Source organism: Exiguobacterium sp. B2(2022) (assembly GCF_028823655.1).
GTDB lineage: Bacteria > Bacillota > Bacilli > Exiguobacteriales > Exiguobacteriaceae > Exiguobacterium > Exiguobacterium aestuarii_A.
The window spans coordinates 1-3,628 of sequence record NZ_JAPEHX010000103.1 but is presented as its reverse complement, the minus strand read 5'-3'; the positions used below and the strand labels follow the sequence as shown (position 1 = coordinate 3,628).

Sequence of the window (3,628 nt, the reverse complement as noted above, 5' to 3'; positions counted from 1 at the left end):
TTGTCGCTTGGACCGTTCGACCCATTTGTTCACGGTAATCCATTTTCTGCTGCATGTTGGACGCATCTTCATCAAACATTTCTAGCACAATTTGTTGCTCAAAGTTGAAAATTTTCGTCACCGCTGAGAGAAGTCTCATCTTCGAAAACGGGTCGAACGGATCTGCTTCGATATTCTCTAACACATGATCAAAGATTTTTTGGAAAGCCGCCATATACCATTTTCCCTTAAGACCGATCATATGATGACGTTTCGCAATTCGATAACGTTTTTCAATATACGCTGAGTCAATGACTCCCTCAAACATCTCACCGATATGCGTCGTTAAGGTCACTTTGAGCCGGTCCGAAGATGAATGTTGATTAATCATCTGCTTTAATTCTTCGATTTCTTCTAAGTGACGATAAAACAAATGAACGAGTTGTGGTAGTGCTTCTTGAATGTAAAATCGATAACTTCTCAAATATGCTAAATCTTCTAAAGTCAGTTGAATCAACTGTCGTTGTTGATTTAGTTCTGATGAAAGATCAATTTTGACTCGATCCATTTCAATCACTTGATCCAATCTATTTTGTACGTCTATCTTTTTTCGAAACATCGCCGTCGCCTCCTATACTTCCTACAGTAAATAGGATACAAAAAGACGAACTTATTTCCTTCATTCAAAAATAAGGAGTTTTTGTAGACGAAAAAGACGACTTCATCACACATGAAATCGTCTCATTTTCTTTATTTCACTTTTGCTTTGCCTCAATCGCCGCATATACTTTTCGTAACTGAACGACCCCTTCGTCAATTACTTCCCCGTCTAACAAGACGAGCGGATAGAACCATTCGTCCTCTTTAAGTGCCTGGGCGAACTCGTCTTCACTCTGTTCGAAGTTGATATATTCGAACGAAAAGGATTGCTCTGGATACTTTCGTCCGAGTGCACTTTGTAACCATTCATACGTCTCGGTCGAACTCGGTGCACCGACACAACTCGCACATTGAACTTCAGCCCCATATACCGTAATTTTCATCTTCATTCCCCCTCAAAACCATTATACAAAATCCTTCCCTTACTCGATGATGAAACGCTCAGCGTAAATGATTGAGAAACACTCTCAAACTTGCTAGAATAAAGTAGAACGAGAAAGGGGTAGATACCATGGAAATGTTTGATCAAGTCCAAGAAGTGCTCGATAAATTGCGTCCGTTCTTGCTTCGTGACGGCGGAGACGTCGAACTCGTAGATGTCGAAGAAGGCATCGTCAAGCTCCGTTTGATGGGTGCTTGCGGCAGCTGCCCGTCTTCAACAATCACGCTAAAAGCCGGTATTGAGCGTGCGCTCATCGAAGAAGTACCAGGCATCGTCGAAGTAGAACAAGTATTCTAAGCAAAAAGGGAGACATTCGTCATCCCTTTTTTTCATGCTTCCATTCATCTAAGCTCTCGACCATATAGGTTGGGAGTTTTTCTTGTTCTTGGATAAACGCCGGTCCATGTACACCTGAATTCACATGGAGTGTACGAATACCACCATTGATTCCAAATAAAATATCTGTGTGATAGTTATCCCCTACCATGACGACATCTTCTTTATTCAACCCAATCATGTCAAGTGCGATGTCAATCATGACCGGTTCCGGCTTTCCGATGAAGAAAGGATCTTTCTCCGTCGTCACGGTCAACACGGACGTGAGTGATCCGTTCCCCGGTAAAAATCCACGTTCGGTCGGAATGGCGATATCCCCATTCGTCGAGATGAATCGAGCCCCCGAACGGATGGCGATTGCGCCTCGCGCCAACTTCTCATACGTGATGTGTCGGTCGAGTCCGATGACCACGTAGTCCGCCTTCGGTTCGTCTGTGACATGAAAACCGCGAGACTCTAACGCGAGACGGAGTCCGTCTTCCCCAATCATATAGACGGTTGCTCCTGGCGACATCTTCTCAATATAAAAAGCCGTCGCCATCGCGCTCGTCAAGACGTTCTCCGCCTTCACGTTTGCGCCCATCGCAATCAATTTATCCGCGATCTGTTGTTGTGTCATCGAAGCGTTGTTCGTGACGAACAAATACGGGACGCCCGTCGCTTCTAATTCGTTGACGAAATCAACCGCTGCCTGAACGGGTTCTGTACCGGCATACATCGTGCCGTCTAAATCAAACAAATATCCTTTAATCGGTTCCATCCAATCACTCGCTTTCTGGTAAGAATGCGGACACTGGTCCAAGCTCGACTTCTAAGTAGTGACGAACTTGTGCGGAGAATGCCGTGAAGTCTTGTTTTGACGTCTTCACCCACTCATCAAATTTTGATGCGTCGGCGTGCACAAACTCACGAACGTAATAGGCACGTAATCCGACGAGCGCTTTCGTCGCGTTCGCCGTCGTCTCATCGAGTACGCGCTCATCCAGTAAGATGTCGACAATGTCTTCATAACTTCCCGGATCTCGCATAATGAACCCGTCAATCATCGAGTTCCCAACATCGATGACACCTTCCATAAGAAGGACGGCCATTCGCTGTTTCGCAAGCTCCACCGTGAACGCATCCCCCGTCAATTGATCGGTGTGCGCTAACATCGTCTCCATTTGTTCCAGTGTCTGATTAATCTTCTCTCTATTCACAAAATACATGATGATCCCCCCTGCTGTTAATACTAATGCTTTTTCGGTCAGGAGAAAAGAATCTGTCCTATTTACATCATTTATAACATTGTGATACACTAATCAACGGATTTAAACCGTAAAAAGTATAACACATTGAATAGAGATAACGTGGAGGGTACAACACTATGGAACGTGAATTAGCATTAGAAATCGTACGGGCAACAGAAGCAGCAGCACTCGCATCATCGAAATGGATTGGACGCGGTCAAAAGAACGAGGCCGATGATGCAGCAACGTCAGCGATGCGAGAAGTTCTCGGAACGGTCAACATGGATGCGACAGTTGTCATCGGAGAAGGTGAACTCGATGAGGCTCCAATGCTCTACATCGGGGAAAAACTCGGAACGACATTCGGTCCGAAAGTTGACATCGCTGTCGATCCACTCGAAGGAACATCCATTGTCGCAAAAGGCCTTGGAGATGCGATGGTCGTTATCGCCGTTGCTGATGAAGGTGCCCTCCTCCACGCACCAGATATGTACATGGACAAGCTTGTCGTCGGTCCAAACTTAAAAGGGAAAGTCTCCCTCGACGAACCGCTCGAGTCAATCATTGAAAAAGCTGCGAAATATAATAACAAGCGCATCGAAGAAGTAACGGTCATCATGCAAGACCGTGACCGCCACGAACACCTTCGTCAAGCCGTCATGAATGTCGGCGCACGCGTCAAGCTATTCGAAGATGGCGATGTGTCTGCCGGAATCGCTGCTGCCGTCAAATCGAACCCGATCGATATTTTCATCAGTACAGGTGGAGCTCCTGAAGGAGTCATCACAGCCGCTGCTGTCAAAGCGCTTGGTGGAGACATGCAGGCCCGTCTACATCCGATGAACGAAGAGGAATCAGCTCGCGTCATCTCAATGGGAATTGAAGACCCACTTCAACTCCTTACGCTCGACGACCTCGTCAAGAGCGACGACTGCATCTTTGCTGCGACGGGTGTCACGTCAGGTGAGTTGCTCGATGGCGT

General features: G+C 46.3%; 6 protein-coding genes. 2 read left to right on the top strand and 4 right to left on the bottom strand.

The genetic code is table 11. The features are described 5' to 3' along the window. Together ON063_RS14320 and ON063_RS14315 are read right to left on the bottom strand one after the other, a co-directional pair. Positions 1-598 (bottom strand): protoglobin family protein (locus ON063_RS14320; RefSeq protein WP_274665587.1); only part of this gene is annotated, 598 nt, incomplete at its 3' end. Between the two features lie 136 nt (positions 599-734). Continuing rightward, complete coding sequence (locus ON063_RS14315) at positions 735-1,022, bottom strand: YuzD family protein (protein ID WP_274665586.1); 288 nt, start codon at positions 1,020-1,022, stop codon at positions 735-737. A 128-nt stretch (positions 1,023-1,150) separates the two neighbouring features. Between ON063_RS14315 and ON063_RS14310 the strand changes: the two genes are divergently transcribed. After that, the gene (locus ON063_RS14310) at positions 1,151-1,378 is read left to right on the top strand and encodes a NifU family protein (protein ID WP_012726833.1); all 228 of its coding nucleotides are present in this window, start codon (positions 1,151-1,153) and stop codon (positions 1,376-1,378) included. A gap of 19 nt (positions 1,379-1,397) precedes the next feature. Here the strand turns inward: ON063_RS14310 and ON063_RS14305 are convergent, their stop codons facing one another. Together ON063_RS14305 and ON063_RS14300 are read right to left on the bottom strand one after the other, a co-directional pair. Next, on the bottom strand, positions 1,398-2,177 hold the full coding sequence (locus ON063_RS14305) for a TIGR01457 family HAD-type hydrolase (protein ID WP_214693457.1): 780 nt from the start codon (positions 2,175-2,177) through the stop codon (positions 1,398-1,400). Positions 2,178-2,181: 4 nt separating this feature from the next. Then, positions 2,182-2,625, bottom strand: coding sequence for a DUF86 domain-containing protein (locus ON063_RS14300; RefSeq protein WP_074033528.1), 444 nt, complete (start codon positions 2,623-2,625; stop codon positions 2,182-2,184). Positions 2,626-2,783: 158 nt separating this feature from the next. On the opposite strand from ON063_RS14300, the gene glpX reads away from it, so the two are divergent. Then, the coding region (gene glpX / locus ON063_RS14295) for a class II fructose-bisphosphatase (protein ID WP_274665585.1) at positions 2,784-3,628 on the top strand (845 nt) is incomplete at its 3' end.